Annotated in this window: 21 protein-coding genes; 7 read left to right on the top strand and 14 right to left on the bottom strand. The window is 52.4% G+C overall.

The features are described from left to right. Positions 1-32 precede the first annotated feature (32 nt). The 3 genes from ACFMKP_RS12480 to ACFMKP_RS12470 form a co-directional block, all read right to left on the bottom strand. The gene (locus ACFMKP_RS12480) at positions 33-3,314 is read right to left on the bottom strand and encodes a tetratricopeptide repeat protein (protein ID WP_382292273.1); all 3,282 of its coding nucleotides are present in this window, start codon (positions 3,312-3,314) and stop codon (positions 33-35) included. Between the two features lie 102 nt (positions 3,315-3,416). Further along, positions 3,417-4,115: an ATP-binding protein gene (locus tag ACFMKP_RS12475; RefSeq protein WP_382292271.1), complete on the bottom strand. Its 699-nt coding sequence runs from the start codon at positions 4,113-4,115 to the stop codon at positions 3,417-3,419. Beyond that, a complete protein-coding gene (locus tag ACFMKP_RS12470) occupies positions 4,090-4,815 on the bottom strand; it encodes a DnaD domain-containing protein (RefSeq protein ID WP_382292269.1) in 726 nt (241 codons plus the stop codon). The genes ACFMKP_RS12475 and ACFMKP_RS12470 overlap by 26 nt, the downstream gene beginning before the upstream one ends. A 204-nt stretch (positions 4,816-5,019) precedes the next feature. On the opposite strand from ACFMKP_RS12470, the gene ACFMKP_RS12465 reads away from it, so the two are divergent. From ACFMKP_RS12465 to ACFMKP_RS12455, 3 genes are all read left to right on the top strand, one after another. After that, the gene (locus ACFMKP_RS12465) at positions 5,020-5,748 is read left to right on the top strand and encodes a hypothetical protein (protein WP_382292267.1); all 729 of its coding nucleotides are present in this window, start codon (positions 5,020-5,022) and stop codon (positions 5,746-5,748) included. Between the two features lie 43 nt (positions 5,749-5,791). Continuing rightward, on the top strand, positions 5,792-6,478 hold the full coding sequence (locus ACFMKP_RS12460) for a hypothetical protein (protein WP_382292265.1): 687 nt from the start codon (positions 5,792-5,794) through the stop codon (positions 6,476-6,478). 310 nt (positions 6,479-6,788) lie between these two features. Beyond that, positions 6,789-7,397, top strand: a complete 609-nt coding sequence (locus tag ACFMKP_RS12455; protein WP_382292263.1) for a hypothetical protein — start codon at positions 6,789-6,791, stop codon at positions 7,395-7,397. On the opposite strand, the gene ACFMKP_RS12450 is transcribed toward ACFMKP_RS12455, so the two are convergent. From ACFMKP_RS12450 to ACFMKP_RS12430, 5 genes are all read right to left on the bottom strand, one after another. Further along, positions 7,382-8,926, bottom strand: a complete 1,545-nt coding sequence (locus ACFMKP_RS12450) for a UDP-N-acetylmuramoyl-L-alanyl-D-glutamate--2,6-diaminopimelate ligase (protein WP_382292261.1) — start codon at positions 8,924-8,926, stop codon at positions 7,382-7,384. The two genes, ACFMKP_RS12455 and ACFMKP_RS12450, sit on opposite strands and share 16 nt — an antisense overlap. A 9-nt stretch (positions 8,927-8,935) precedes the next feature. Continuing rightward, positions 8,936-10,000 carry a lipid II:glycine glycyltransferase FemX gene (locus ACFMKP_RS12445; protein WP_382292259.1) on the bottom strand — a complete coding sequence of 355 codons (1,065 nt, stop codon included), beginning with the start codon at positions 9,998-10,000 and terminating at the stop codon, positions 8,936-8,938. Beyond that, complete coding sequence (locus ACFMKP_RS12440) at positions 9,997-10,734, bottom strand: PIG-L deacetylase family protein (protein ID WP_382292257.1); 738 nt, start codon at positions 10,732-10,734, stop codon at positions 9,997-9,999. The genes ACFMKP_RS12445 and ACFMKP_RS12440 overlap by 4 nt, the downstream gene beginning before the upstream one ends. A 346-nt stretch (positions 10,735-11,080) precedes the next feature. Continuing rightward, the gene (locus ACFMKP_RS12435; protein WP_382292255.1) at positions 11,081-12,088 is read right to left on the bottom strand and encodes a HEAT repeat domain-containing protein; all 1,008 of its coding nucleotides are present in this window, start codon (positions 12,086-12,088) and stop codon (positions 11,081-11,083) included. Positions 12,089-12,397: 309 nt separating this feature from the next. Beyond that, positions 12,398-13,537 (bottom strand): polysaccharide deacetylase family protein, encoded by a 1,140-nt coding sequence (locus tag ACFMKP_RS12430; RefSeq protein ID WP_382292253.1) that lies wholly within the window; start codon positions 13,535-13,537, stop codon positions 12,398-12,400. A gap of 245 nt (positions 13,538-13,782) precedes the next feature. On the opposite strand from ACFMKP_RS12430, the gene ACFMKP_RS12425 reads away from it, so the two are divergent. From ACFMKP_RS12425 to ACFMKP_RS12410, 4 genes are all read left to right on the top strand, one after another. After that, positions 13,783-15,624, top strand: coding sequence for a hypothetical protein (locus ACFMKP_RS12425; RefSeq protein ID WP_382292251.1), 1,842 nt, complete (start codon positions 13,783-13,785; stop codon positions 15,622-15,624). A gap of 72 nt (positions 15,625-15,696) precedes the next feature. Next, positions 15,697-16,689 (top strand): YpdA family putative bacillithiol disulfide reductase, encoded by a 993-nt coding sequence (locus ACFMKP_RS12420; protein ID WP_382292249.1) that lies wholly within the window; start codon positions 15,697-15,699, stop codon positions 16,687-16,689. Further along, positions 16,689-17,867 carry an SAM-dependent methyltransferase gene (locus tag ACFMKP_RS12415; protein ID WP_382292247.1) on the top strand — a complete coding sequence of 393 codons (1,179 nt, stop codon included), beginning with the start codon at positions 16,689-16,691 and terminating at the stop codon, positions 17,865-17,867. Before ACFMKP_RS12420 ends, ACFMKP_RS12415 begins: the two co-directional genes overlap by 1 nt. Positions 17,868-18,301: 434 nt before the next feature. After that, the gene (locus tag ACFMKP_RS12410; protein WP_382292245.1) at positions 18,302-19,195 is read left to right on the top strand and encodes a metallophosphoesterase; all 894 of its coding nucleotides are present in this window, start codon (positions 18,302-18,304) and stop codon (positions 19,193-19,195) included. A 251-nt stretch (positions 19,196-19,446) separates the two neighbouring features. Here the strand turns inward: ACFMKP_RS12410 and ACFMKP_RS12405 are convergent, their stop codons facing one another. The 6 genes from ACFMKP_RS12405 to ACFMKP_RS12380 form a co-directional block, all read right to left on the bottom strand. Beyond that, complete coding sequence (locus ACFMKP_RS12405; protein WP_382292243.1) at positions 19,447-20,757, bottom strand: DUF58 domain-containing protein; 1,311 nt, start codon at positions 20,755-20,757, stop codon at positions 19,447-19,449. After that, complete coding sequence (locus ACFMKP_RS12400; protein WP_382292241.1) at positions 20,757-21,704, bottom strand: AAA family ATPase; 948 nt, start codon at positions 21,702-21,704, stop codon at positions 20,757-20,759. The genes ACFMKP_RS12405 and ACFMKP_RS12400 overlap by 1 nt, the downstream gene beginning before the upstream one ends. A gap of 65 nt (positions 21,705-21,769) precedes the next feature. After that, positions 21,770-22,936, bottom strand: coding sequence for a DUF4350 domain-containing protein (locus ACFMKP_RS12395; protein ID WP_382292239.1), 1,167 nt, complete (start codon positions 22,934-22,936; stop codon positions 21,770-21,772). A gap of 1 nt (position 22,937) precedes the next feature. After that, the gene (locus ACFMKP_RS12390) at positions 22,938-23,831 is read right to left on the bottom strand and encodes a DUF4129 domain-containing protein (RefSeq protein WP_382292237.1); all 894 of its coding nucleotides are present in this window, start codon (positions 23,829-23,831) and stop codon (positions 22,938-22,940) included. A gap of 31 nt (positions 23,832-23,862) precedes the next feature. Further along, a complete protein-coding gene (locus ACFMKP_RS12385; RefSeq protein WP_204753699.1) occupies positions 23,863-24,777 on the bottom strand; it encodes a hypothetical protein in 915 nt (304 codons plus the stop codon). 102 nt (positions 24,778-24,879) lie between these two features. Further along, positions 24,880-26,988: a response regulator gene (locus ACFMKP_RS12380; RefSeq protein ID WP_382292235.1), complete on the bottom strand. Its 2,109-nt coding sequence runs from the start codon at positions 26,986-26,988 to the stop codon at positions 24,880-24,882. Positions 26,989-26,994 lie beyond the last annotated feature (6 nt).

The following is a 26,994-nucleotide window of genomic DNA, read 5'->3' as shown; positions in this document are numbered from 1 at the left end:
CTGGTCGGGAGAGGGGTTGGGGTGAGGGAATTTTACCCTTTGGCAACTTGCTGCTGATCGAGCATCCGTTGGGCAGCGCTTTGCAACGCTTCAACCCGCTCGTCATCGGGCAACAATTTGGCTAGTTGTTTGTAGGTTCGCACCGCTTGGCCATACTCCTGCACGCGCATCAACACATCAGCCAACTGTTCGTAGGCATCTGCATCTTTTTGGTCGAGCGCAATCACTTGGTGAAATGAAGCGATTGCTTCTTCGTAATTGCGTTGCTGAATTGAGAGCCGCGCAATTTCGCGCAATTGCACCACCGCATCTTTGGTGCGCAACGAGAGAATGTTAAAGCTGACCAAGTGTTGGCGGGCTTCGGTATCGTTGGGGGCAATCTGCACAATTTTGTTGTACATTTCGGCAGCTTTATCAACCTTGCCCAAAGTCCAATACACATCCGCTACTTGCTGAATGCTGGCGACTGCATCCTTGACCAAGCCTTGCTTGCGTTGCAGTTCGGCCAGTTCATCCAAGCCTGCCAAGCCCTCGTCAAGGTAGCCCCGCCGCATCAACATTTGAGCATGGCGCGATTTGATAGGGATATTCTTGGGGGCGAGTTGCAAGCCTGTTGCCAAAATCTCCAAAGCTCGGTCAAGCTGGCTTTGGCTTTCGTAGTAGCTTGCCAACTCGTCAAGTTGGGTCAAAGCCTCAGGCAAGCGCCCTTGGCGGAAGTAGATGTCGGCCAATTTGGTGTAGGCTTGGCGATCGTAGGGTAGCAATTGCTTGACCCGTTGCAAAGCCTGAATCGCGCCTTCGAAGTTCTCGTTGGCGGCGTAGGCTTCGGCCAAGCGGCGTTGCAACTCGCCCTCGTTGAAGGGCTGGGCAAAGGCATGCTTGGTGCTCAGCGCTGGCACGGTGCCAGTAATCAGAATCGCCTCAATTTTGCGCAATTGCTCAATCGAGCCAGCAGCGTTGCCTTCGGCAATATAGCTATCAGCAATTGCTTGATAAACCAAGACTGGCGGCACCAACGGATCGGCATCAATTTCCAGTAATTCGAGCGCCTGATTGAACGAGTGCATTGCCGACTGATGTTGCTTGGTTGATTGTTGAATCAAGCCCAAAAGAAACTGAATAATTGCTCGATCGGTAATTAAGGTGACCGAGCGATATTCTGCTTGCACATCGTTCAATTGCTGCGGATGGTTGGCCAACTTTTGCATCAAGCTCGCCACTGAATCCCAAATGGCATCGGGAAACTCGCCCATCATCGCCAAGGCAATATTGGCTTGGGCCATCACCACCAAATCATCGGGCTTTTGCACGATGACGCGCCGGAACTCTTCCAAGGCTGCTTCCCAGCGTTCGAGCTTGAGCAGCACTTGGCCATATTGAGCACGCAAATTGACGCTATCAGGTGCCCATTCAAGCAACTTGCGGAATTGCTCAAGCGCCTTGACGGTTTGGCCTTGGCGGAATTGTTGGTTAGCAACGTAGGCCAATTGTTCGGCAGCTTCGTCGTTGCGGCCTTGTTTGCGCAGCACTTCAGCCAATTCGGCCCGAATAATCGTACTATCAGCAGAAAGATCAATTAATTTGTGATACACCCCAATTGCCTTGTGGGTTTCGCCGCGCGCTTTGTAGGTTTCGATCAACAAATTAAGCTTCGAGAGCGCTTGATCCATGCGGCCAAAGCGTTCGAGAATTTCGGCCATGCGCAAGTGAATCGCATAAAATTCAAGATCGTAGCGAATAATTTCATGGCAGGCATCGAGCGCAGCATACAAGAAATTTTGCTCGGTAAACGATTCGCTGGCCTCGACCAAGCGCTGAATACGTTCGCTGCGGCCTTCGATATCAATTGGGGTGAGCGGCGCAAAATGCATCTCGCTGGCTGGTGGCAAATTGGCAGCTAGCACATCAAGTGGATCGATGTCGGTCAGCATAGTTTGCGGCGCGTGAGCTAGATGGTTGGTATTGCTGTTAATCAAGGCCTCAAGGCTGGCCATATCGTCGATTGGGCTGGCTTCGACGCGGTTTTTGGGGCTGAGGAAATCGGTGATCGACGGCATTTTGCCCCACGTTTCGGTCTGTGGTTCGGGCACAGCCTCTTCTGGTGGCGGCGCGTTCAAAATGCCCGTGCCCAGCATGCGCAATTTCGACATCATGCTGCGGTCGGTCAATTCTTTGGCTTTGGCATTGTATTGGGCTGCTTGTTCGGTGCCCCAACGCTTGCCCTGCAAAAAGCCTGCCAAGGTTGAATACAACGAGGCGGCTCGCGCTACATCGCCAAGCTCAAGATAAATTGCCGAGGTCGCTTCGTACATATCGATCAAATCGCTGGCTTCTTCTTTGCCAATCGATTGCAAATCGACGTAGCGAATTGCTTGCTCAAACTCTTGGGCGGCGCGTTCCATTTGGCCAATTTTTTGGTAGATTGTGCCAATTGCGAAGTGGGCCGAGAGCGCATATTCATCGTTGTTGCTGGCAATGTCGAGCACGCGCAAGGCATCTTGGTGGCGCTCAAGCTCATCGTAAATCAAGCCCAAGCTATATTGCATGTCGGCGCGTTCGGGCAGGACTTCGACCACCCGTTCATACATTTGGGCTGCTTGCTCCAACAAGCCATTATTTTGATATTCAATGGCCTCGTTGACCGCGCGTTCAATTTGCTCTTTGGTTTGCAAGCGGCCTTGGTCGGGCAATTGATCGCCGGTTGCCGCCGTAATTAAGGCTTGGCGTGCCAGATCGACTTTCTTCTTGAATTCTTGGGCCGAGAGGCTGGCAGGATCGACGTTGAGTGCTTCGACCGCAGCTTCATCGGCGGCATCGTATTGCTCAACATCGTAAAACTGCTGGCCCAAATGCAAATATTCGCGAATTGCGCCAGGCTTATCGCCTGATTCAGCCAGCACCATGGCCAAGCGTACCCGCGCCTCTTCGTGGCTGGGGTGAATCTCCAAAATATCGCGGTAGGCGCGCACGGCCTTGAGCGGCAATTTTTGGGCGATCAAGCGCTCGGCCAACTGCATAAACAGCTCAATCGCTTGATCGGTGTCGCCTTGGGCGCGATAAATCTTGGCGATATATTCGCTGAAAATTGGATTATCAGGATTGCGTTTGAGCAATTCCTGCCACAATTGCAACGATTGCGGCAACTTATTGGTATGAAACAAAGCTGTGGCGACAGCGATCCGTGCCTGCTCGTGAGTTGGAAATTCGGTCATGGCGCGAGCGGCTTCAGTTAAGGCCTTGTTCCAATCGCCAGCACGTGATGCAAGCTGATATTGTTCTAACGCACGGTCAAAAATTGCTTGGTTCCCTGCCATCCGAACCCCCACAGACACAAGGATGAAGAACTTCGTTGGATGAGTGTGGACGTTGCAGCCAGTTGCCTGGATTAATGCCGCGCACTCGGCCCGTTGGCGATCTTACTTGTATCGAATGTTATTGTTACGTGTTGTTTGTCGATAGTCTTTTGCTTGGATTACGGTTTGTCTACACAGTTCCACATCTAATAAACGCGAGGCAATCCGTGGATCAAGCTTATCTAAATCGACATTGGTTGTAAAAACCGTTGGTAAGTGATTATTATAACGGTGATTGATAATTTGGAACAATTTTTCGCGTGCCCAAGCAGTTGAACTTTCTGCCCCCAAATCATCAAGCACCAAGAGCTGAATATTGCGAATTTTCTCAAAACGCTCATCGTAGGCTACTTCGGAGCTTGGGCCAAAGGTCGAGCGCAGATAATCGAGCAAATCGGGCACGACCATAAAGATCGTCTGATACTCGCGGCGCACTGCTTCGTTGGCGATGGCGGCTGCAAGATGGGTTTTGCCACAGCCATACCCGCCAACTAAAAGCAACCAACCTTTCGGTGCTTGAGCAAACGCCTTGGCTCGTGCAAAGGATTCGTTCACCCCAACGATATGCGCGTTGAAGGTTGTAAAGGTTTTCGATTCAAAGGCCTGCAAATTACTTTGTTGCCATAGTTTATCACGTTGGCGGCCTTCTTTTTCGGCAAGTTTACATTGGCAGGTAATCAAATGGCCAAAGTTCGGGTCGTTAATCGGCACATCCATGCAGAAATAGCCAGCGCCCTTACAAATCGGACAAATCTCCTCCATCGGAGTCGCCGCTTCTTCCGAAGAGGGCGGCATATTTGCCCGTGGTATATTTGCTGAGATCGAAAAGCTGCTCGGATCGATGCGACGTAGATTCTTTTCCATCGGTTTCCCACCGTTCTAAGATGCGCCGAATGTAGCGCCAATTGCGCACATTGGCTTCAACCGCTTTGGTGATGGCTTCTGCGAGCCATTCAGCGGGATATTTGGCGCTGGCTTCGTGCAATTGCTCAATCAGCAATGGCGTGAGCAGGCCAATATTTTTTTCGTATAGGCCAAAAATGGTTGGTTGAGCGGCGGGGCTAGCTTCGGGGGCAAGCACCCGTTGGCCTGCTTGGCGCTCGACCCAATGGCGGTTGGCTTGGGTATTGACTAAATACCAACTGACCACGCGGCCAGGCTCTGGGCTGATTAAGTGCAGCAGTGTGCTGCGTTCAACTGCCAAGCCCAAGGCTTCTTCTAAAACATCGCTGGTTGGACGCAATTGCGAAACGCTGCGTAAGGCTTGGGCTAGCACGGGATCGTTGCATAATGCATCCCATGAAACCCGTTTGGCTCGCCCGCGCTGCTGGCTGACCAACCAAAAGATATGCAGGGTTACTTTAAGCTCAGCCAAATTGCTGATCGAGGGTAGAACATCGCTAAAGAATTCTGCCGGTAGCGGCACGAGATTCTCAGTTGAGAAGCCATGAAACGCCGCCACGGGTTGCCTCCAAAAGTAGCACTGCGCTGATTCGTCTGCACTCAATGATACCACATGCCGCAACGCTTGCGACCAACTATCCACGGTGGAAGTCACCCACATCCAGCCTAGCGCCAAGCGCAGGCTAGGAACTTCTCAGGGCCAATAAGCGTTATGCCTTTAATCTAAATCCTTACTTCTCTATTAGCAAGATGGAGTTTCCTAATGCGCCGAATTTTAGGCCTTGTGGCAGTTTGTGTCGCGCTTTGGCAAGTTTCGCCAGTTGCCGCCTGTAAAATGATGGAACCAACGCTTGATAGTGTGACCCAACAAGCTGAGCTGGTCGTTGTCGCAACTGTTACCAAGGTTGAAGGCAGCCAAGCAACGTTTAGCGTTGAAACGCCAATCAAAGGCAGCTTGCCTCAAAATGATCTTGATGTGCTCAACCATCAAATTCATAACGGCCCTGATTGTCAGCCAAATTTGGGCGATGGCAATCGTTTTATCGAAGGCAGCCGCTGGGTTTTGTTCCTTGTGCCAACCACGCTCGACCCCGATATTACGTGGCAAACCGCCAGTTTTGGCGATTATGGTGCCTTGAAAGTTGAACAAGATCAAGTAAGCTATACCGAGCAAGGATCGCCCCAACAAATGCCATTGCCCGATATGGTCGAAACGTTGACCAATTTTAGTGGGGTTAATCCGAATCAGTTGGGTGATCCAGTGATTGGCAATCCTGCGGTCGAGCCAGCAATTATGCCAACCCCAGACCCAGCTTTGGTCGAACCATTGCCCAATAGCAATGCTAAACCCGCTGCGCCAGTTGATGCTGCTCCCGCTGCAACCAATTCTAGCAGCGCCCCGAGTTGGTTGCCATGGGTGCTGGTTGGCGTAGCCGTCGTTGCTGCAATTGGTGCATTGCTTGGCTGGCGACGCAGCCGCAGCGCACAATAATAATTCAATCCGTTGAGCGCTACTTGATTGTAAGGAGGCTACGATGCGTTGGATGGGGGGATGTTTGCTTGGGTTGATCGTCGTTTTGTGGCCGGCAACCCAAGCTGCGGCATGCTCGATGGTCGAGCCAACCCTTGATAGCTTAACCCAACAAGCCGATATTGTTGTGGTTGCCACCGTCAGCACAATCGACGGTGATCAGGCTTTTTTCACCGTCGATACGCCGATCAAAGGCGCAGTTGCCAACGAACCGTTCAGTGTCCTCAATCATATGATCGGCACTGGTGCAATGTGCGAGCTTATGCTTGGCGATGGTAATCGCTTTGCAGAGGGCAGCACGTGGGTTTTATTCCTCGGCCCAAATCAATTCGATAGCCCAGCGGTTTGGCAGCCAATGAGTTTTGGCGATTATGGTGTGCTGAAGGTTGAACAAGATCAGGTGGTTTATCGCGAGCAAAGCCGTGAGCACACCCTGCCATTAGCTGATTTGGTGGGCACGCTGACCAATTATAGTTTGGCAGGCGGTCCCACCGCCACTGTGCTGCCAGTCGATCAAACTGCCGAGCCAAATGCAGCACCGAGTATCAATATACCGACCTCAACCCCAGTGGCTGTGCTTCCAGCCACCGAAACCACAGCCGAGCAAGCAAGCGTTTTGCCTTGGGTTTTGGTTGGCATCGGAGTCTTGGCTGGCGTAGGTGCATTGGTTGGCTGGCGGCGCAGTCAATAAAATCAAAAGGCTATGGGCTATGGGCAATCAGCGGCATGCCCTCACCCCAACCCCTCTCCCACGTGGCGGGCGAGGGGCTTTAATCCCGTGGTTCTGCCGCACTGCGTGGTGAAAACGAGTGCTCCCCCTCGCCCGCGTTCAGTGGGAGAGGGGGCTGGGGGTGAGGGAACGGAAACTCTACCTATGTACAATCTCCGACAGCCAAAAGCCCATAGCCTCATTTCCTCTGCGTTAAAACCTATTTCTATGCGATGACACAGCGTGCTACAATGGTTGCTATGACAGAATTCAAGCAACGGTGCTTCGCCTTATGCCATCAGCCAAGTATTACAACTATCTCCAAATTTTTCAGGCCAAACGCTTAGAACGCGATTACAAACATCTCCTCGCCGAGCCACAATACCATGGTTTAGCCCAGTTTTTTCTTGAAGATATGTATGGGCCATATGATTTTCATGCCCGCGATACCCAAGCCCGGCGTTTACACCAATTTATTCACTTAGCTCCGGGCTTGAGTATCGAAGATATTGAGGTAACGCTCGATTTGCTCAATCTCACGGTTCGGCTCGATCAGCAGGTTGCCGATTGGCTTGAACACAATGGCGTAGCCCTGCCATTTAGCGAAGCTCAATATGAAGAGGCCTATTATCGGGTCAATAGTTTTGAGCCACGGGTGCGCCAAATCGAGCTGATCAACGAATCGTTGCGGCGGGTGCATCGCTTATCGCGGATTAGCCTGCTTGGCACGGCGCTCAACAATACCAAAACCTTTGCCAAACTAATGGGCATGGGCGAATTGCATCGCTTTTTGCGCCGTGGCTATCAGGCTCTGCAACCAGTTCAAGACCTTAAGCCCTTCCTGACCCAAGTGACCCATACCGAGCTTGATCGGCTCAAACGGATTTATCGTTTGGTATAGCCCAAGCCTTGTAAGGCCCGTTCTGCCTCGTGATGTTCGTTCCAATCGATGTCGCCGCTGGCGTAAATGATATTGCCTTCGTGACCTTTACCGAGCAAAAGCACCACATCGCCAGCTTTGGCGTTGGCCAGCGCTTGCTCAATCGCTGTGCGCCGATCGGGAATCAGCCAGCAATTATGCTCGATAATTTTGCCCTCAGCTTGTGCTCCCGCCGCAATTTCCTGCAAAATCTGCATTGAATCCTCGGCGCGCGGATCTTCATCGGTCAGATACAACAGATCGCACCATTTAGCGGCAATTTGGCCTTGAATCGGACGCTTGGCGCGATCACGCTCGCCTGCCGAGCCAAAAACTGCAATCAAATTGCCTTGAGTCAACGGGCGCAGCATGCTCATCACTTGTTCGAACGAATCGGGATTGTGAGCATAATCGACGAGCACGCTAAATGGCTGGCCAAGCTCAACTTGCTCCATGCGACCGTTGATGCCAGCAATCGCTTCGAGCCGCTGAATCGCCGCCGCCAAATCCACCCCGCGCGCCACACACACGCTCAGCGCTGCTAGCACATTGTAGACATAAAACGTGCCAACTAATTGTAAATTCAGCTTGAACGTGCCTTGGGGAGTTTGGGCCGTGAAGCGCAGGCCTTTGCTGGTTGAAACAATTTCGGTTGCGCGCAAATCGGCTTCTGCATGAATTGCATAGCTCAGTTGCCGTACTTGGTTGCCAGCCGCCAGCCGATATTGCGCAGCATGCGGATCATCTGCATTGACGATTGCCACTTTTTCGACGGTTGTGGTTTGACCAAGAATTGATTTTTGGCTGGGGCTGGTGCTCAGCAAATGAAATAATTGGGCTTTATCGGCGCGATATTGCTCGACCGTGCCATGGTAATCGAGGTGTTCGTGGGTCACGTTGGTAATTAATGCCACATCGTAAGCACAATCGCCAAGCCGATTCCAACGCTGCGATAAGCCATGCGAGGTGCTTTCAACCACCGCATAGCGACAGCCAGCAGCCACCATCTCGCGCAGCATGGCCTGAATTTCCAAAGCTTCGGGAGTTGATTGGCGGGTTTTGTTGGCCCATTGGCGCGGGCCAATTTTAAAATCGACGGTGCTCATAAAGCCAACCAACTCGCCGCTGGCTTCCAAGGCTGCCGCCGTTAAAAAGGTAGTCGTGGTTTTGCCCTTCGAGCCAGTAATGCCAATCACTTCTAATTGGTTGGCGGGGTAATCATAGAAGGCGGCTGCAATCGGCGAGAGCGCTACTTTGGCATCGGCAACCAAGGCCGAGGGAATGCTGGCTGGCGGCGCTTGATTGGGATCATCATAGACCACCGCCACCGCGCCTTGCTCCAAGGCCGCCGCAATATAGCGATGGCCATCGACGTGTACGCCGTTGATCGCCACAAACAGCGCGCCTGGCGTAACCTTGCGCGAATCATAGGCCAGGTTGCTAATGGTTGTGCTGTGATCACCGGCGGCTTGATGGGCAACATGCAATAAAAGTTCAGCCAACGATTTCATCAATTATTCCTATTCAGAACGGCGGCGCTGCCAAAGCCAATACGCCGGACGCAAGAAAACACGATCATAGGCTGGCAGATAGCGGACTGGTTGACCGCCCCAGCCTTTTTTGAAGCGATAAACCCCGGCCATGCCCGTGGCTTGCGCCGCTTGTTCTAAGCGTTCGCGCTCAGCAGGGTCGGTCGTGGCTTCAAGAGCTAAGAATGCTTCGGGAATGCCCCAAAAATCGTAGAGCGTGCAGCCACGTTGTTTGGCCCAAGTAATCGATGCCCATTGCAAGGCATGGCTGGCGGCAAATTTCAGGCCTTCTTCGTTAGTGCCGCTATACATATATTGAGCTTCAGCGCCTTGGGCAAACACCAAAAAGCTGCCAATCACCCGACCTTCGCGTTCAGCAATCAGCAAGCGAGCCGCACCATCGGGCTGATCGCCGCCAAACAAACGCCAAGCTTGCGCATAATACTCGCGGCTATGAATGCCAAACTTCGCGCGTTGGCTGGTGGCTTGCATAATTGCATAAAACTGGTCGAGATCGGCCTCGGTTGTGCCAACTCGAATCGTCACGCCTTGGCGCTCAGCGCGGCGCACATCGGCGCGATGGCCTTTGCTAGCTTGGGCTTGCAAGGCTGCTAACTCTGGCTCAAGCTGAAGATGAATCGAGGCGCTGGGTTGCATGCTGCTGCTTGGCTCGTAGCCTGCCAACAACAGCTCAGAATGGAGTTTCGCAGGCGTTCCAGCATCAAGCAGATTTGGCTCTAGGCGCAAAAATGCGGCCCAACGCTTGCGGGCCAAGCGCTCCAAGCTTTGCAACAACAAGCGATTGGCTGCTTGATCAGCTGACCAAATTGGGCCACGCGGCACATAGGCCACCCGTAAACCATAGTGCGAGCGCCACAAAATTTGTGCTCCGGCGCAAAACCCATGCTGGTTGTAGATGGCGATGCGTTGGGGTTGCCAGCCAAATTGGGCTTTGAGTTGGCCCCATTCAGCGCGTTGTAAGAGATGGGCGGTGGGCTGAGCTGCTAGCTCCGCCGACCACTGCGCCGCATCAAGCTCGCGTAGCGCAAAACTCACGCTTGGCCTCCTCGCCATAATCGTTCAGCAAAACCGTGTTCGGCCACGCTGGCTGCATAAGCGCTTAGCTCTTGCTCCATTGCCTCGACCGTGCCAAACAACTCAACCATTTGGCTGGCATAATCGGCAACCGCAGCCAGTTTGGTGGCTAAAGTTTGGTCGATTTGAATCAGCTGATCAAGCGTTGGTTGAACGTGGGCCAAGCGTTGCTCGCGGGCATTGTTGCGGGCAGAATAGGGCAAATCTTCATACCAACGCAGGTTTGATAAAACCTTTGCTGCCACGCCATGGGTAATTTGATGATCGACGTGATTGCCAACCGCCAAAGGTGCATACCACTGCGCTGCAGGATATTGCTTGGCGAGATCTTGAAGTTGGCTGGTTAAGCTCGCCCACAGCGAATCGTTGGCAATGGGTGTACCAAAAATCGCCTCGACAGAATCATAAGCAGCGTGGCGATAAATCGCATCGTGTTGCTCAAGCAAGAGCAAATCGGCTCCAAGCCGAGCGGCGGCAGCTTGATCTTCGGCCCGCCGGATGGCAATGGGATCGCTGGCCGCGCCCCAACGCTGGTGCAAATAGGCGGCAAAACTGTTGAGTTCGCCGCTTGGTGGTGCACTGCAAATCGTAACGATCAAGCAACGCTCGCCAGCAGCATTCCAACTAGCCAGCGCACCGCCAAGCGAGAGCGCCGCATCATCGAAATGTGGCGATAAACAAATGTGTTGATACATAAGCACAGAGAACATAGAGCATAGAGCATAGCTGCCTTATGGATATGTTCGGCTCCTTGTTACTAATGAGAAGGGGCCAGGGGTCAGGGATTAGGGATCAGGGTATTAGACCAGATTGCAAAGATTGCTTTTGCCACAGATTGCACAGATTATTTGGATTATGTCCCAATAGCCTATTACCAATAGCCATTTGCCCTCTGCGCCTCTGCGTTAATCAATGCAAAAAGGTCTTTTTAGCCACGAATTACTGTATCTCCATTGCGAAGCGTATTGCTGTTCCCAATCGCCAATCGCCCAACCACCGATCCCAATTTCATCCTTCATCCCTCATCCTTCATCCTTTGCGCTATTCCTCGTCGTCCTCGCCATACCAATACTCATCTTCGTCCTCATCGTCGTCGTCAATTGGCAACGATTGCATGGGATCGTCGAAGAATTGGAGTTCTTTGAGTGCTTCGACGGCTGCTTCGCGGCGCACGCCCTCGACTTCTTTGATCAGTTGTTCGAGAAAGCGGCGGGCGGCAGTACCACCAATTTGACCAAGCGCCCACATGGCGGTGGTTGCAACTTCGATGTCGCTATCGGCGGTAGCGCGGGCCACTTGATTAACGATCGATTCGGCCAAATCGCCAAGCTCGCCCGCTGCTCGCACAGCCTCGAAACGCAACAATGGCTCATTCGAACGGAAGCTGTTGGTAATGGTTGGTAGCCATTGATCTAAGCCAGTGCGGCCCATGGCACACAGCGCCGCAGCTTGCCAACCATCATCAAAGCGTTGGTAGGCAGCGCCAATTTCTTGATTGACACGGGGATCGCTATCGGCCAAATAGCCTAAGGTTTCCAAGAGCCGTTGGCGCACCAAGGTCGAGGTTTGCTGATCGTCATAGGCGGCCCAAAGTTGCTGGGCCAATTCGTTGCTGGTGCGCTGATCGAGATTGCCTTCGCCGGCGCGCAAAGCCCATGCGCCAAGCGTAATTGCTGCATTGGCTCGCACGCCATCGTCAGCATCGTTAACCAATAATTCGCTGAGACGGCGCAAACTAGAGCGTCGGGTATCCTCGGCCATGCCTTTGACGGCGGCAATCCGAATCGCTGGATCTTGGTCGGTGAGCAAAATGCTAAACACTTCGCGAAAATCAAGCTCTAGGCTGGCTTCGGCGACTTCTTGCATGGCTTGAGCCAAGTTGCGGCGATGGCTTGGCTCGATGCGGGTCCATTCAAATTCAAAAGTTTCAGCTTCATCTTGGTCAAGGTCGTTAAAAACTTTGAGTTCGCTCAGCACGATTGGGCGATTATGGTCGCCAATTTCGATGATTGCTGCTTCAATATCGCGTTCATTTTGTTCTTCGGTCATATCTCACCTTCGTGATAGCATTGCGTTTTAGTCTACCACGGATAGATCAACGACTTTTGCTAAAGTTATCGTAGTAGATTGGCAAAACCCCTCACCCCAATCCCTCTCCCACCCAGCAGGCGAGGGGCTTTTGAATACTGAAGATCCCCTCACCCCAACCCCTCTCCCGCCCAGCAGGCGAGGGGCTTTTGATGCTGTGGTTCTTGCGCAATTCCTTGGCGAACAATGGTCGGCTCCCCCTCGCCCGCGTCCAGTGGGAGAGGGGGCTGGGGGTGAGGGCTTACATCCCCGATCCCCGATCCCTGATCGTTACTTCCGTTCGTAGCGCCGAACTTCGAGGTCTGGTTGCAAGCGGCCTTGTTGTTCTTCGCCAAGGGTTGCTTCGCTGGGCACGGTAATGGTATCGGGATCACCATCGGAAATAAATTTAAGGTCAGGCCGTTCTTCAAACAGCTGATACCAATATTCCAATTGCGAATCGACAGCTTGAGTGCGCCGAATGTGATAGGGATCGAAGGTTTGCGAATAGGGCGAAGGGCTGGCTCCACCAGTCACATCGACGGCGGCGCTCAAGGTGTAGCTTTCGCCTTCCGATTCGCCTTCGCGGACTAAGCCCTCGTTGGCTGGGAACATACCCAAGGGATAGCTGAGGCTGGTGACTTTATAGCCATCGCCGATGCGCTCTTCAAGCTCTTTGATTGAGAAGGCTAATTGCCATTGGATTTGCTCTTCGTCGGCTTCGTCGAGGCGTTGGTGGGTGTAGGTATGCGTGCCAACCTCGCCGCCCAAGGCCACAATTTCTTGCAGCTTTTGGGTTGCCAGTTCTGGCTGACCAAACAACACTCGTTCCTTGACATCAACATCGATCAATGGGAAGAACACGCCAATCGCTGGGAAATCTGGGTGTTCAGCAGCAAATGCCTGCAAAATGCCCATAGCCGAGGTTGGGTCGATTGTGCCATCTTCGAGGTAGCGGAACTGACCATCTGATGAATCATCGAAGGTCAGCACGACTGGCGATTTGCCCAATGGTACAGTGATATTATTTGTAACCAAATCGCGCAAGGTCATTGGGTAGAAATTATTGGCATACAACCACTCTAAATCCTCGCGCAGCTTCTCGGGCGAGCGGCTATACTCTGCATCGGGCGATTCAATTAAGTGATATTCTAAGACCAAGACCCAGCCAATCTCGTTGGGCGCATATTTAGCGAGATCCGCATCGCTCAAGCCAGCGGGAGTTGGCGAGGCAGCGGGGGTTGCTGTTGCGGCGGGCGTTGGCGAAGCAGCCGTCGTTGGCGAGGCGGCAGTGGTTGGGCTAGCAGCAACAGTTGTGGTTGCTGTTGGAGCTTGAGTTTGGGGCGCTTCAGTGGCAGTACCTTGACCGCAGCTAAGCAACACTCCACAAACCGTCAAACCCCACAGTCCACGAATCCAACGTCGAATCATGCCTACAGTACTCCTTATCTTTGCGATCAGCACCACGATCTTGTGCTATTATCGTGCGCGATTCTATGTTAATCATCATACTCGATCTTGCCGACCCACCGTAGCGCGAGAGAAGCGTGAGAAGCTGACAAATTCCTGAGACAGTTCCGCTAAGGCGCGGTTTGTTAACTGGAGGACTGCCCATGGCCTTCGCCACACCAGAACAGGTGCACCGTTACCCTCGTCGGTTCAAATGGATTTTTGAGGTGCTTTGTACTGTCCTCATCGTCGTTGCTGTGGTGCGCTGGGGACGTGCCGTTTTGCAGTATCTCTGGGATAGCCGCAACATCAACGCCGCCTTTATTGCTCGCGATACCTTTTACGAACCACTCGTTAACTGGTTCAACCAAACTGGTCAATCGCGCCCCCGCATCCGCGACTTGCTCGATCTCGCGCCCTCGTTTGGCTGGTTGGGCTTAACCTTGCTCGTGGTTGTCTTTGTTCGTAATTTCTTTCCCACAATTCGTACGAGTAGCCGTGGTATTTTAATTGAATGGGGCAATGGTTGGTTGCCCGTTGGTTGGGAGCAAGTCAGCGGTTTGCGGGTTACCGAGGATCTCTCAGGCGAACGCTTTGTGCTGTTGTTGCAAACCAACAATAAAGCCTTGACCAGTTGGCATCGCTTTTATAGCTTGCTCTATCGGTTTAGCTTGCGCCGTGGCGTGCTGATTACCTCGGGTATCTCCGATTTTCTGCCGTTGGTGCGCATGCTCACCAGCGAGCTAGAACAGGTGGCGCGCCAAACCAAACAACCTGCGGTTAAGCTTGATGAAAAGGCTTCCTCGCCGTTGTTTCAACTCTTGCTCAGCCCAGCTGGCTTTTTCAGCCGCCGCTCCAAGAGCGATAAAGACTATGTGGAATACGCCACTCAAGCAGGGCTAACCGCCCAACCTGGCCGCGTCGCCAGCATTATGGCCACCTATCCCAAGCGCATTAGCACTTTGCTAGTTGGGGGCACGGCAATTATGGCTATTCTTGGGCTGCTGCGCGTGCTCGACATGCTGCGCCAATGGATCGGCCTGAGCTTTGGCTTGGGCGGTATTTTTAGCAGCGCTCCCTTGCCGCTCGATCAAAGTGTTTGGTGGCTGCCAGTTGCCGCAGTGCTTTTGCTGGTCGTCTTAATTCCCATGTTGGTGGTGGTGCGCAACATTCTGCCTGATATTGAATCGCGCCAAGAAGGTTTGATGGTGCGCTATTTCAATCGCTGGCTGCTGGTGCGCTGGGAAGAAATTATCGCCGTCAAAACCGCCAGCCTCTCGGAAGATAATCATGTGGTGCTCATCCAAACCACCAACCAAAGTTTGAAGTTGATGCATCATCTTTCGTCGTTGCTGTTCGATGGCTCGAATGCCCGCGGGGTTTTATTAACCTCAGCCTTGAGCGTTTACGATCCCTTGGTGCAGCAAATTGTGCTCGAAGTTTCGCGCCGCCAACGACCAAACGAGCAAGATGAAGGCATCTTGACCGAAGACGCGCCAGCCTGGTTGTTGCGCTTGATGTTCAAACCGAGCGAGGCGATCGATCGTATGGTTTCCAATATTTTGCGTCGCGAAGATAGCGACAAAATTAAGTTTGATACGATGATCGCACTTGGGCGGCCAATGCTTTGGCTGGCAGCAATTCCTACATTAATGCTTTTAGTCGAGCGCCATATCAACGGCGTGCACTATCCAACCGTTGGCTCAATTATCAATGTCTTAATTTTTGCTGGTTTCTGTTTGTTAGAATACCCAATTGCCGCAGCTGTTGCTCGCTTCAGCGAACGCAATATGGATGGCGATGCCCACTTGGCTCGCCCATTCTACCTCTACCCAACCGCCCAATTGCCACGCATTGTCGTCATGTTGGGTGCATTGTTGCTACTGGTCTTAAATGTACCATTGCTGCCAATTTTGCTCTGGATTGGCGCAGCAATTTGGTCATTCCTGCTGACTTCTGGTTTGTGGGAAGGGCTATATGGCTGGAGTGGTGGTAAATTATTAGGGATTGGCGCAATTCCTGCAATTATTCAGGTGATCGCGCTGATGATGTGGGCTTCGATGAGTTAATCAATTGTCTAGCACCGCAGAGGGCGCTCAAGCTTGGCGCTCTCTGCGGTTTTTTTATTTGCGAGGAGCAGTATGCAAACCTACGATCTGATTATTATTGGGGCTGGGCCAAGTGGCCTGAGCGCCGCAATTGCCGCCCAAGAGGCAGGCTTCAGCTATCTGGTGCTCGAACGCGGCGCAATTACCAACACGATTATCAATTATCCGCTGCAAACAGCGTTTTTTAGTACAGCACCCAATTTGACCATTGGCAATGTGCCATGGAGCAGCATTCATCCCCATCCAACCCGCAGCGAAGCGTTGGCCTATTATCGCGGTGTGGTTGAGCATTTTGGCTTAAATATTCATATGTACGAGCCAGTGCAAGCGCTGGAGCGTTTAGCAGATGGCAGATTTCAGCTGCAAACCACCCGCCATGATCAAACCAGCGCCAGCTATCAATGCCAAGCAGTGATTGTAGCCAGTGGCTCGTATGATACGCCGAATCAATTGGCTATTGCTGGCGCTGAATTAAGCAACGTGCTGCATTATTATCGTGAAGGCCACCCCTACTATCGCCAAAACGTCGCGGTGATTGGCGGGGGCAATTCTGCTGCCGAAGCTGCGCTCGATCTGTATTATCACGGCGCAAACGTGACGATCATTCATCAATTTGCCAGCTTAGATCAACGGATCAAACCGTGGATCGCCGCCGATTTGCAGGCATGGATCGACGCAGGCAAGATTCAGCCCTTCTGGGAAGCCAATGTTACGGCAATTAGCCCAACCAGCATTCAAATAACCAAGGCCGACGGCTCGCAGCACGAACAGCCCAACGATTGGGTTTTTGCCCTGATTGGCTATCGCCCAAATACCAGCATGCTCGAAGCGGTTGGGGTACAGGTTGATGCCGATGCTGTGCCAAGCCATGATCCAGCGACGTTTGAAACCAATGTGCCAAATCTGTTTATTGCTGGGGTTTTAGCGGCTGGTGCGCATCCAAGCAAAATCTTCATTGAAAATGGCCGCGAGCATGGCCCAGCGATTATTGCGGCCTTGCGCCAACGCTGGGCGGGCAAAGCCTAATGGAGATTGAAGGTTTTCGTTGGTTATTGAGCGCTACAGGCCAACAATTGCTGGCCGAGTTGAGCGCCGATCCTGAGTTGAACGAAGCAAATTTCTTGCGTTATACCACCAAGTTGCGCAAAATCTACCCAGCAGCAGCGGTCACGGCAGCGTTGGAAACCAGCTTATTGCGGCGAGCAGCCCAAGCCAAATTTCCCCAAGCCAGCCAGCTCTATTTTACGCGCGAAGCCTTGGAGCAGGCCACGCCTTGGCTGGTGGCCAACTATCGCCAACGCCATTTTGCTGCTGGCTCGCGTGTGGCCGATTTGGGCTGTTCGGTTGGGGGCGATGCCTTGGCGCTGGCCCAAAGTTGCCAAGTTTTGGCGCTCGATCGCGATCCATTGCGCTTGGCAATGCTGGCGGCCAATGCTGAAGCCCTCGGCTTGAGCAATAACATTGCCATCCAAGAGGCCGATTTTACCAGCTTGGAATTTGCTGGCTACGATGGCTTGTTTATCGATCCGGCGCGGCGCAGCAATGGCAAACGAATTTGGGATGTTGAGCAGTATCAGCCGCCGCTTTCGACGCTTGAGCGTTGGCGCAGCCAAGTGCCAATTCATGGGGCCAAGGTTGCGCCGGGTATTCCCGACGATGTCGTGCCTGTTGGCTATGATCTCGAATTTGTTTCGCTTGATGGCGATTTGCGCGAGGCGAGTTTGTGGTGGCATGCTGGCCAAAGCGGCGGCCAACGCAAGGCCGTGGTGCTCACCAGCGCTGGCAATGAATTCAGCATCATTGCCAATCCTGAGCAAGCAGCGGCGGCGCTGAGCGAGCCATGCGCCTATTTGTACGAGCCTGATCCGGCGGTAATTCGGGCGCATGCGGTGGCTGATCTTGCAGCGCAACATAATTTAGCTCAATTTGATGCCAGCATTGCCTATCTCACCAGCGACAGCTTGGTGCAATCGCCATTGCTCAGAGTTTGGCAGATAGAGCAATGGCTACCGTTTAACCTCAAGGCTTTGCGCCATGCGTTGCAGGAGCGCGAGATTGGGCGTGTGACGGTGAAAAAGCGTGGCTCGCCAATTACGCCAGAAGAACTGAGCAAACAACTGCGCTTGAAAGGCCGCAATGAGCAAACTGTGGTGCTGACCAAACTGCAAGGCCAGCCGATTGTGCTATTGGTCAAACTGCGCTAAGTTGCACGCTATCTGCTGCATATCAGCAGCATATCAGCTACATTTGTTGCCAAAACCGCTATAAACTACGTCGTAGAACTAAACAGAAGTAGGAGGTTTGTATGGCAGCAGCACTCCCTCACCCCAACCCCTCTCCCACGTGGCGGGCGAGGGGCTTAAATTCTGTGGTTTCTTGGTGATTCATAGTAAAACGATGGCTCGCTCGCTCCTATGACGCGGGCGAGGGGCTTTAACGCCGTGGTTCTGCCACACTGCGTGGTTAAAAACGGGTGCTCCCCCTCGCCCGCGTTTTCGTGGGAGAGGGGGCTGGGGGGTGAGGGAACGCTCCACCACCGACCAATCGCTCAAAACCTACCCTTGAAAGGCTGGGGGGTGAGGGGATCTATGAATCAGTACAACTACGTCGTAGAACTAAACAGAAGTAGGAGGTTTGTATGGCAGCAGCACTTTCACGTCGCAGTTTTCTGAAAATAATGGCCTATTCGACCTTGGCCACAACCGCTGGCACGCTGGGCGCAGCAGCCTATGGCTTCAATGTCGAAGCTGAATGGCTGAGTGTCCATGAGGAAACGATTGTTTTGCCGCGCTTGGCCAGCGCCTACGATGGCTATCGCATTGCCCATTTAAGCGATATTCACATTGACGATGTGCTGATGACTCGTGAGCATTGGCTGACCACAGTGCGCATGGTCAACGCCCAAAAACCAGATTTGATTGCGATCTCGGGTGATTTTATTACTAATGATGCTAGCCGCTATGCAGAGGATTTGGCGGTTGGCTTGGCGCTGCTCGAAGCGCCCGACGGGGTTGTGGGCGTGTTGGGCAACCACGATTATTGGAGCGATGGCAATGGCGAAACCGTGCGCCAAGTGCTGCGCTCAACTGGCATTCACGATCTGACCAATCGGGCGATTAGCCTAAACCGTGGCAGCAGCAAATTACACCTGGCGGGCCACGACGATCTTTGGCCCAACCCGCTTGGCCCCAACGACCCACGCACCATGAAGCCAGTGCTTGATCGCTTGGTAAGTAAGTTGCCAAGCAACGATGCGGCAATTATCTTGGTGCATGAGCCTGATACCGCCGATTTCACTGCTAGCTACAATCGCTTCGATTTGCAGCTCTCTGGCCATGCCCATGGTGGTCAAGTGCGGGTGCCAGTCAAAGGCGCGCTGCTGCTGCCCTATTTGGGCATGCGCTACCCCGACCATCGTTATAATGTTGGTTCGCTAGTGCAATTTACCTCGTGGGGCTTGGGCTGTAGCTGGCCGCAAGTGCGCTTTGGCTGTCGGCCAGAGATTGTGATGCTCAGCTTAGCATGTGCTTAACCTCAGATGAGTATCAGCCGATTTTGAGCAAGCCAGCGGCCAAACTGTGGTATCCTAGGGCCATAGGGCATAACCAATTAGGAGGATTGCAGGTGAAAGCCACAACCACACCACTACGCCGTGTCATGAGTATTGCAGCAGGCATCGCGCTCGGCATTGCCCTCGGAGGCGTAATCAGCATGTTTATTTTGGTGCTGATTCTGATCTAAAATAATAAACATCACGGGGCAAAGTAGCCCCGTGATTGGCGGTTAAATTAATCCCCGACCTTTGAACTCCAGATATTTATTAATGACCGAAACTGTGAGTTTATTCGCTGGCACATCGATGGTGTGTACACCAGCTTGGTTCAGCGTGTCGAGCACGACGCGGCGTTCATCGAGCACCATTTCGGCCACCGCTCGCTCATAGACATCGGTCGAATTTTGGGTTGATTTACCAACATAGCCAACTAAGTTGGGGTCGCTCATCACCACACACAAGGCCAAGTGGGTTTTGGCCAAGCGCGCCATATGTTGAATCAAGGGCTTGGCTGTATCCATCGTGCTGAGGTCGGTAAAAATGACCACCAGCGAACGCCGCTTGTTCTTCAAACCCAAGTAGGAGATAGCGCGGCCATAATCGGCCTCGACTGGCTGTGATGGCAAGTTATACAGCATCTCCAACATTTGATAAAACTGGGCCTTGCCCCGTCGTGGCTGCAAAAAACGCCCCACATGGTCGGCAAACGAAAGCATGCCAATATGATCGCCCTTGAGCATCGCCACATAGCCGAGCATCAAGGCGGCGTTAATCGCATAATCCAGCTTGGCAATATCGTTGATCGTTGGGCGCATCAAGCGACCGGTATCGATGACCGAAACCACATATTGCGAGCGCTCAGTTTCGTATTCGGCGGCAATCAACTTATTGCGACGGGCGCTGGCCTTCCAGTTAATCGAGCGAAATTCATCATCGGGCGTGTATTCGCGTAGCCGCTCAAACTCGGTGCCCGAGCCAAAAACCCGCGCTGTGCGCAAGCCAAGCTCAAACAACATACCTTTGCGGGCCAGCATATCGTATTTGCGCACATCAAGCACGTTTGGATAGACCTTCACCAATTCGTCGAAGGCGATTTTTGATTGGCGCAAAAACGTGCCCAGGGTGCTGGTGTAGCGCAGGTTGATATTGCCAAAGCGATAATCGCCGCGCCGCAGTGGCCGCACATGATAGCTGACTTCTTGGACGCTCTCTGGCTCGACCTTGGTTTTGAGAATCAGCGCATCGCTGGGAAACTCCACCGGAAATTCATCGCGAATTTGCAAATCGAGGGTGCGTTGGCTTTGGTTATGCACGGCCAGTGTAATCAGGTTTTGTTCGCCAATCGAAAGCTTTGGTTCGTTGATGCGCGCCACTTCCAATAATGTTGGCTTGGGCGTGATAAACCAATCGACGGCCACAAAGCCAATCAGTAACAGCACATAGACCCAGATTGTCCAGCGGAAATCGGGGTTTTCGGCCCCGATGACCACCGGAACTAGGCCTGCGAGCAGAATTCCTAATAAACGGCGCGATGGAATCATCAGCGAGGAACCTCAATACGCCCCAAAATCCGGGTCATGGCGGTATCTGGGGTTAACCCTTCAATCTCTGCCTCTGGTTTGAGAATAATTCGATGGCGATAGACTGGACGCGCCAAGAACTTCACATCATCGGGCACAACATACTCGCGGCCTTGCATTGCCGCATAGGTTTTGGCGGTCAGGAGCAAGGCAATCGAGGCGCGTGGCGAGCCGCCCAGCACCAAATCTGGCGAGCGGCGCGATTCTTGGGCAATTGCATTGATATAGTTGATCACGCCATCTTCAACTCGCAAGCGCCCAATTTCATCGCGACAGCGCATAATCGTTTCGGGCGTGACAGTTTGTTGCAAATTGACGTTGCTCAAATTGCGGGCATTAAAGCCTTGGTTATAGCGGCGCAGCACCTCAAACTCAACCTCTGGTGGGCTATAGCCAACTAAGACCTTGAACAAAAAGCGGTCGAGTTGGGCTTCGGGCAAAGGGTAGGTGCCTTCGTATTCCATTGGGTTTTGGGTGGCAATCACGAAAAATGGCTGTGGCAAGGGCATCGTCTCGCCATCGATTGTGACTTGTTGCTCTTCCATGGCTTCGAGCAGGGCAGCTTGGGTTTTGGCAGGAGCGCGGTTAATTTCGTCGCCCAACAAAATTTGGGTAAAAATTGGGCCTTTGCGCAAGCGAAACTGGCTGGTTTGCATCTCATAGACGCTGGTGCCCATCACATCCGAGGGCATCAAGTCGGGGGTAAATTGCACCCGCTTAAACTCGGCTTGCACCAAATGGGCCAAGGTTTTGGCCATCAAGGTTTTGGCGGTGCCAGGCACACCTTCGAGCAAAACGTGGCCGCCGCTTAGCAAGGCAACCACGAGTTGCGTCCAGGTTTCCTCTTGGCCAACAATAACTTTACTCGCCTCGTGGCGCATATATTCGGCAACTTGTTTAACCAGCATTGATCCTCCAATATCGTTCTCACGAGCACCGCACGATGCCCGTAGCCTAGGCAAAAAGAGCGTGCTTAAACCCGACCTTGTTGTTCCCATGTTTGAATAAAGCGATCAATATCGCTGACCAAGGCCAAGATATTGGCTTCGCTCGGTTTAGGTTGGCTTAGATGGTTGAGCAAATTGGCAAGGTGATTGCGATCAATTGTCTCGGAATAGCGTTGAACTTCGTTAATAAACTGTTGATCATCAAGCTTTGGATTAATTCCATAGGGCTTGGCAATTCGGCGTTTGAGGTAGGTTTTATAGTGAGCCTGCATATGTTCAGCTTGGCGGCCCCGTTGAAACAGATTGGCCATCGATTGCACATATTCGCTGCTATTGCGCTGCATCAAATCGATTTTGCTGGGCACAATTTGGCCAAAGCGACGGCCTGATAATAACGCCCACAGCCCCACAACAATCGCACTATACAGCATTGCTGCAACTAATGGCGAGTAGGGTTTGGCGGGAACTGGCGCAGCTTTTGGCGGCAAAGCGCGGCCATGATGCACTTCATCGAAGGCAATCATGCCACCTGCTGGTGTGCGATTAACCATATTCAAAATCAGGCGCGCATTGCTTTCACGAAACAAGCCAATATTGGTAAAAATATCAACATTGGTTGAAGCGTAAATCATGCCGCTGCCACGGCTAATACCGAGCAAAGTTGGCTGCTGCTCCGTGCCGACAATCACTTGGCTATTTTGGCGGGTTCGCTCAAAGTAGGTCATTGTGTGATACTCTTCGAGGCTGGTAACATCAGGATTGACCAAGCCGTGGCTGGGTTTGGCAGTTGTAACTGGATTCAGGTCCTCATTAGGTTTAACGGTCAAGTCTAAGCGCGTGAAGATGCCATTTTCTTTATCATCGACGATAATCAACGTCGCGCCCGTTTCTTCGACCCAACGCAAAACTGCATCAATCTCAGCAACTTGCCAACCATTGAAGTTTTTCGACGGCAGCGAGATCATAACATTGATTTCTTGATCAAGGTCATCAAAACGGCGATATTCGTAGGACTCAGTTTGATAGCCAATTTTGCCAAACCAGAGTGGCAGGGCCGCCGCGCCAAGGGCACTTTCATTGTAAATCGAGCCAGCTTCGCTATTATTGGTTTGCAAATCGAGCGAGCTGACCAAAAAAAACACCAGCGCGATAATGGCAACAACAATTGCAATGGTTTTAACTTTACTACTCATCTTAGCGTACCTCGCGCAGGCTTGTCACTTGTTGGCGATAGTGATCAAAGGTTGTTTGATCAACCTCGGCAATCCCATACCAGACCCGATCGAAGGTCTGAATCACGGGGGCTAGGCGCTGATGCAACGGCGTGTTGCTGGGCACTGCTGCCAAAACTTCGCGGTTGGTCAAGGTACGGTCGTAGCGCAACATGCCGCGTTCCTCCAGCCATAACAAGGTTGAAAGATACAAATAGCGCACTGCATCGCGAAAATTGGCTTCTTCGGCGGCGACTTTATCGGCGCGTTCAATGGCCTGGACACTGGTTAATTTTTGCTCTTCAGCTGGGGCTTTGCGGCGGGCAATCTTGACATTACTGCGTTGGACGGTTCTGGCAATATACAGAATTAGCCCCAGCACAAACACCACTGCAATCACGGTAAAGCACGAGGTTAGGCCTTCACTAAACAGCCAGCGCAGAAAGCTAAAATCAGGTGGTGTTGCTGCGTCTTGGGGCTTGAGTTTATTAAATGGGTCGGTATTCAAAATAACTTGTAAGGTTTCGAGGTCTTGGGGGACAGATTCGCGCCCAGCGGTCAAGGCTTCGAGCATCGCTGCTAAGCGATCGCGGATAATTGACAAATTTGGCGTTGTGCTCGCCAAAGCATCCTTGAGCCATTGATGATTAACTTCAATCAAATCTTCGCTGCGCGTGCGAATATGCTTCAGCGCAACGATTTTGTCGCTAGCTTCGCGCAGCCCAATTTCATCAGTGCGTTGGGCTGCGGTAAAGGCTTCGCGCAGCAATTGGGTATATTCGTTGACGCTAACAACCTCAGGCGCTTGGGCTTGGGCAATCAAGGGCTGGGCCAAAACCCCGCTCACGAGCAACAAACAAGCTAACATTCGCCACATTCGATACATCTCAACCTCTCAATTAGGCTATTTATTGTTGCACATTCAGGCTTGGGTTGCTTGGCACTCCAGCATACGCCAAGCGGATTTGATCATAATACAGCAAGGTAAAGCCAATATAGGCCATCGGTAAGGTCATAATCGAAGTAACTGTTGATAAGCCTTGGGTCAGCGCAATCGCCAGCGCACTGGTTTCGCCAAAGAGCGCCATCGCAATCGCACTGATAATTGTGGTCACATAGCTGGCGAGAACGCCTAAAAGCACCACCAAGGTGATCCAAATATTACTAATGCGGCCAAACGCGCCCCGCGTTAAAACCCACGAGTGATGGATGGCTCGAAACACATTAATCCGCTCAGCCACAATAATTTGTGGCACAAGGCTCAGGCGAACCCCAAAAAACCACAGCAAGCCCAAGCCTAAAACGAGGCCAGGCAGCTGAGCAAGAGCAAAAAACAGCAAGATAAAGAGGGCTAAAACGCACAGACAGCCCCATGCAAACAGCGAAGGCAAGTGGCGTAAACTGCCTAACACGACGTTGAGCCAACGGGGCTTGGCTTGGCGATAATGTTCGCCAACTGCGATCACACTCGCCGCCATCGCCACGTTGCGCATAATGAAAATTGAAAAAAAGCCAACCCCTAACAAACCCCAAATATAGGGCGCAATATCAGCCCGTGGATACTCTAATACCCACGTGCCATCGCCCATTTGGTTATTTTCAACCCGCCGCGTCATTTCGCCCATAATAACGTTCAACTGTGATGTAGCCCGAGCTTCTACCCCGTTGGCTTGCATCCAGAGCGTTCCAATCAGTAAGGGCACGACTTGGAGCGCGGCCAAGCCCATAAATAAGCTCGAATAGCGCCGAAGCAGGTTGAGTGCTCCGCGAATTAACGTAAATAATGGCATTGGTGTGGGAGTTGATGATGGAGACTGCTGCACAAGAACCCTCTGCTTAAACACCATGGGAGCGGCGAAAATGCTACCGCTAGGATGTATTATACCGCAGCCCCCAAGGTTCTGATAGTGCAAAATGATGCTAAGTTAGGTCAAATTCATGGCTTCGCTTGGCAAGAGAGGAAACTGAAGCAGGGCGGTGACTCCAGGCTCAGGGTCATTTGGAATCAAGCTGATCGAGCCGGAAGCGCGCCACATTACCGCTGCACAAATTGGCAAGCCCAAGCCCAAGCGTTGTGGGCCGTGGGTCGTCCAGAAGGGCTGCCAAATATCGCCAAAGGCATCAGCAGGAATCCCTTGGCCAGCATCACGGAAGGCCAACACCGTTGCATGCTCAGTTTGATAGGCCTTAATCACGATGCCTGCGTGGCTTGAGCCAGATTCCAAGGCATTATTGATCAGCTCAATACACAGGGTCAGCAAGTCGCGTTCTTGCAACAGAACATACAAGTTGGGCTGAATTTCTAGCCGCAAATCCTCAACCGAGTGATGAACTTGCAAGGCTTGGTCGATCAGGCTTGGCAACGCTTCGCTCAGATCGATTGGGAACGGCGCGGGATTGCTGCGGCTGGCTCCTTTGAGCAGATGAATGCGCTGAACCATATCTTTGCCGCCACGCACATGTTTGACCACCTCAGATAATAATTCACGCTGGGCTTCATCAACCGCATCAAGCTCGGCCAATTGGGTATTGCCCAAAATCACTGCCAAGAGATTGTTGAAGTGATGCGCCATTTGGCCTGCCAGCTGCGCCATATTACGCAAGTAGCCCAATTCTGCTTGCTCGGTTTGGCGGGCTGCTTGGTCGGCAACGGTTTGGGCATTGGCCAATGCTACAGCAAAATGCGGGCGAGCCATTTCTAATAAGGCCACTTCTTCATTGGTAATGTGGCGATCTTTGATTGCAATAATGAGCACCCCCAACAAGCGAGCCTGATGATGCAACGGCACTGCGGCGCAGCCTTGATAACCAGAATCAAGCAATTGCTGGGTGATTGGCACTAAGCTATCGGTGCCTAAAACGCAGGCATACGCTTTGGTAATTGTACCAAGTTCGGTCAGCACATGCAGGCTTGGCTGATCGTTGGGCATACAGAAGGCATCGCGTTGCGAGGTATAGGCCAAATCAATAACCGCGTTGCGATACGAATACCAAGCGATGGCAACCGGCCCCATAATTTGCTGCAACTCTTGCTCGATGCTGCGATAGAGCGAATCGAGATCCAAATTGGCGCTTAGCGATTGAGCCAAATTATTGACCAATTGTAGTTGGCGGGTTTGGCGGGCTAGTTGTTCGCGCATTTGAGCTTGGCGAATTGGCCCAATAATTTGATGTGCTATCAGTTCAAGCAAAACCTGATCATCGGCACTAAAATGATCAATGATGCTATGATAGACCGCCAAAACACCCAACGGCCCACTCGCATCGCCAATTGGCACAATCAAGGCCGAACGCACGTTGGCCGCCGATTGATCAAGCGCTAGCCAACGTGAATCTTCGCGCACATCAGCAATGCGCACTGTTTCGCGGCTACGCAAGGCATAGCCTGCCGCACCTTCTTTGACAACCCGCTTGACCCGCTCAAGGTTGTGCGCAACGCCATCATCGGTGGTCAGAATTTCTACATCAGCAACATCGTGCAATAAAAATAGATTGCCATGGTCGGCGTGCAAGGCTTTGCTGCTCACCTCGACCACATGGGCCAACATGCCCGAAATCGACTCGCTGCGGGTTATATCGCGAGTTATATCGGCAATCAAGGCAAAACGTTCGCGCTCGGCCTCGACCCGCGAAAGCACATGTTTAAGCCGAATTGCCGCCCGTAAACGCGCGCGCAAGGTTGCCGAATCAACGGGCTTGAGCAGAAAATCGTCTGCGCCCTCGAAATAGGCTTGTTGGCGCACCGCCAACTCTGCCGCTGCCGTCACCACGATCACCGGAATATAATGATGGTCACGTTGGGCACGAATCGTCTTCAGCACTTCAATCCCATCAATGCCAGGCATAAAAATATCGAGCAAAATGGCATCGGGCGGCGTTTGGCGCACAAACTCCAACGCCGCCATTCCATGCTCAGCCTCAGCAGCGAGGTAGCCCGCCGCTTCAACATAGCGCCGCACAATTGACCGATTTGAAGATTGATCATCGACGATCAAGACTAATGGCTGTTGACTAAATTCGTGCATTTCAGTCATGCAGGG

The organism is Herpetosiphon sp. NSE202 (genome assembly GCF_042688385.1).
In the GTDB taxonomy this organism is placed as follows: domain Bacteria; phylum Chloroflexota; class Chloroflexia; order Chloroflexales; family Herpetosiphonaceae; genus Herpetosiphon.
The sequence above is the reverse complement of the archived record's forward strand: the minus strand, read 5'-3'. Positions and strand labels throughout refer to the sequence as shown.